4 protein-coding genes are annotated in these 3264 nt (G+C 30.9%); all 4 read left to right on the top strand.

Annotated features, from left to right (window positions below; translation table 11 throughout):
* Window positions 1-130: 130 nt before the first annotated feature.
* The 4 genes from ACFS5J_RS00030 (at window position 131) to ACFS5J_RS00015 (ending at window position 3013) form a co-directional block, all read left to right on the top strand.
* The gene (locus ACFS5J_RS00030) at window positions 131-586 is read left to right on the top strand and encodes a hypothetical protein (RefSeq protein WP_379809837.1); all 456 of its coding nucleotides are present in this window, start codon (window positions 131-133) and stop codon (window positions 584-586) included.
* 171 nt (window positions 587-757) lie between these two features.
* Window positions 758-1741, top strand: coding sequence for a hypothetical protein (locus tag ACFS5J_RS00025; protein WP_379809836.1), 984 nt, complete (start codon window positions 758-760; stop codon window positions 1739-1741).
* A 146-nt stretch (window positions 1742-1887) separates the two neighbouring features.
* Window positions 1888-2325 carry a hypothetical protein gene (locus ACFS5J_RS00020; RefSeq protein ID WP_379809835.1) on the top strand — a complete coding sequence of 146 codons (438 nt, stop codon included), beginning with the start codon at window positions 1888-1890 and terminating at the stop codon, window positions 2323-2325.
* A gap of 196 nt (window positions 2326-2521) precedes the next feature.
* A complete protein-coding gene (locus ACFS5J_RS00015; protein ID WP_379809833.1) occupies window positions 2522-3013 on the top strand; it encodes a hypothetical protein in 492 nt (163 codons plus the stop codon).
* Window positions 3014-3264 lie beyond the last annotated feature (251 nt).

Raw genomic sequence — 3264 nt, 5'->3', positions numbered from 1 at the left:
CGGGTTCAGTGCTTATTTGTAAAATAAAAACATTAATCAAAGGTCGGTACTACTTGACAGTTTAGTGGCTTGAAATCCGCTACTGCTCATACACGAGACCGTTACCTGCTATATTAAGACGACAACGAAAATGATTGAGACTTATCCAAATTCGTGGGACTTTCACAATACTGACAAGAAACTTGTTTCGGTAGACAATCATCACAAAGTTGTGTATTACGACCTACACGAAATTGCAATGGGTGCTCCCATCGGTGGACAATGTTTCTTAGAAACTGCTGACAATAAGAAATTGAAAATACACGATTGGTGTGGTGGACCACCAGCTTGGGAAACAGACGGACAATTGGTAGCAATTCCTATTTGGACACGAAAATTTTTAAAAGGAACGGTTCAACAAATCGCTGTTTTAGATACTGCAAAAATGGAACTTAAAATATTCAGAAAAACATTTGACGTTCTTGACATTCGTTCATTTGACAAAAGGACAATCTATGGATATGATAGTCCAATTCATAAGACCAAAACTGTAACTTTTGACATTGAAAAAGAACGTGTAGAAACATTAATTAAACTGACAGAATGAAAAATACAGCATGTAACAGGCGTTTGGCAAAAAAGCGGGTTCAGTGCTTTAATGAAGTTTTGTGCTTCGTATCAAGTTCTGTGCTGGCAAACAGTTTAGTACTTCGAAATCCGCTTCTTCGCCAAGCGCCAAACCGTTGTGCCTAATATAAAGAAAAACGATAACTACAAAATGATAACTACAAAAGAAGACTATAAAAATCTATTTCATAATGTTCATGAATTAATTCACAAATCACATTTGTCAAGTTTATTTTCATTTGAAATTTTTGATTCCTTTCCTAATAATATTGGGGACAAATTACGTGAAGATTTTAATAACGAAATTAAATATACATTAAGCGAATTTAATCTTTATTCTCAAGGAGTGCAAAATCCTAAAGAAATTATAGGAGAAAGAACAGAGAGCATTTTAAATGGACAATTTTTTACTTACCCTTTTTATAAGATTCAAGAAATTGCAAAGAAAAACCATGAAGCACCAATCTCATTAATGGGTTTGAATGGAATTCCACTAGCTATTTATAATGTAGATTTTGAATCTGTTATATCTGAAAAGCAACTAGTTTATTTTGTGGGTCTTATTGAAGGATTCATTTTAGATTCTGTTAGAGTACTTTATTATAACAAAGAACATCATATCGAGCAACATATAATTGAACCTCCATTATCAGTATTAAGAACTTCAGCCGATTATGAAAATTTAAAAATTCAACGTATTATTGATATTACAGAAAGAAAATGGGGAGCTGGAAGTTTCACAACCAGATTTGACAGATTAAATACTAAATTTGGGATAAATTTAGGCTTTGATCCTATACTATTAAATTTATTTGACGAAGCTAATTTATTAAGAAATTGTATACTTCATAATGGAGCAAAAGTATCTTCAGATTATTATTCTGCAATAGGTGTCCATAAAGGTTTAAATATTGGTGACAAATTAAATGTCAGTAGATATTTTAATGAAGCATTATATTATTTATCACTAGATTTAGTTAAAAAACTTTATTGTCAAATTGAATCACATTCATTTTATGACAGTCCTGAACAAAGTTTTACAATAGCAGATACAGATTTTAATTATTTCAAAGATACAATGCTTGATAATAACAATTGGATATATAAAAGACTTCACGAAAAAGGTATATACTAGGCACAACAGCGGTTTTGTGAAAGTGGGGTTTTAAGGCAAAATTTAAAGGTTATTTTATATATTTGACTTCAGTCCTGCTGGAATGGTTTGGGAACAAAAATCCCCACCTCCACAAAGCCGGCGGAACGTTGTAGAGCATTTAAGAAATGACAGAAAGAATAATTTTAACTATAGTTGCGCTTATTATGTTTGCTTTAACTATCAAAAAAAGTGATATTATAACTATAATCCTCACAACTTGTTTAACATTTGGGATTTTAATTACTTGGTCTGGTGTTCAATCTTTAATTAGTATTGGGATAATAACATATATGCTGACTGCACTGGTAATTGCTATAATAAATCTAGAAAAGAAAGGGCTTTCCAAATTTAACAGGCGAACTATTTTTTTGGCTGGATTGTTTTCTTTCTTTTCAAATTTATTTGCCTTTATGCAGTGGCCATTTACTACAATAATAAGATTTTGTATCATTATTCCGTTGGCCTTTTTTCTTATTAGTCTTTTCAAAGGAATAGCTAAAAGAGATGAGATTGGACAATTAACAATTATTAATATAGAACTATTACTTAAGTTTCTAAGATAAAAAAACGCTCTACAACAGCAGTTATAAGTAATGGCGGGTTATGGCAACCTTCCGAATTTTCTCCGAAAATTCAAAAGTTTGCGGTATATTTGAAATTGATTGGTTTTGGCTCAACGCCACTACTTATAGCCGCGGACCGTTGGTGGTAATTTTGCGACCGAAAAAACAGACCGAAAAAAAATATTATAAATTAAAAATGAAAAAGACATTACTTATTTTATTGACCTTATTTTCAATTTCACTTTTTGCACAAGAAAATAAATCCGAAGCGGGCGGACCACCAAAATTGAGTGAATTAATAGGCTTTTGGAAAAAAGTTGAAATTCCTAATGAGGAAAAATTAAACCAAGTAAATCCTTGGCCTCAAAAATATCAATGGTTTGCGTTTTTTGAAAATGGTAAAGTATATTCAATGATGTCTGATAAGGATTATGATTATACATCTAAAGAGTTAAAAGAAGTTTTTAATGTTTTACCATTTGATAAAACGCCAAATTATAAATTAGACGGACAATTTATAACTATTGATAATAAAGAAATTAAAGATTATCAAGAACTTTGGGGTGTGAATTTATTTGCAATTGACGTAAACGAATTCTTAAAAAAAGGAAATTTAATAATGAGTTTAGATGACGGTAAAGGAAACGGAAACGTAATTTATTATAGATTATTAAAGAAAATAGAATAAGAAACTTAAAATAGAAACTACCACCAACAGCAGTTACACGAGATTTGGGCTTTAGGCAAACTTTAAAGTTGGCTTTGTACTTGAAATTTCAGTCATTAACAGAAAGGCAAATCTTAATTTAATCCCAAACCTCGTGTAGCTGCGGGACGTTGTAACTAATTTTAAAACAAACCTCTTACTTAAAATGAGAACAGTCGAAGAAATCAGAGCAAATTATAAAAAATTTACTGATTCAAAAATTGAAGATTTAG

It is taken from the genome of Flavobacterium chuncheonense (assembly GCF_042686145.1).
Classification (GTDB): domain Bacteria; phylum Bacteroidota; class Bacteroidia; order Flavobacteriales; family Flavobacteriaceae; genus Flavobacterium; species Flavobacterium chuncheonense.
The sequence above is the reverse complement of the archived record's forward strand: the minus strand, read 5'-3'. Positions and strand labels throughout refer to the sequence as shown.

Coding starts and splice junctions, on each gene's coding strand:
- ACFS5J_RS00020 (WP_379809835.1), top strand. CDS start 1,888: ATGACAGAAAGAATAATTTTAACTATAGTTGCGCTTATTATGTTTGCT.
- ACFS5J_RS00030 (WP_379809837.1), top strand. CDS start 131: ATGATTGAGACTTATCCAAATTCGTGGGACTTTCACAATACTGACAAG.
- ACFS5J_RS00015 (WP_379809833.1), top strand. CDS start 2,522: ATGAAAAAGACATTACTTATTTTATTGACCTTATTTTCAATTTCACTT.
- ACFS5J_RS00025 (WP_379809836.1), top strand. CDS start 758: ATGATAACTACAAAAGAAGACTATAAAAATCTATTTCATAATGTTCAT.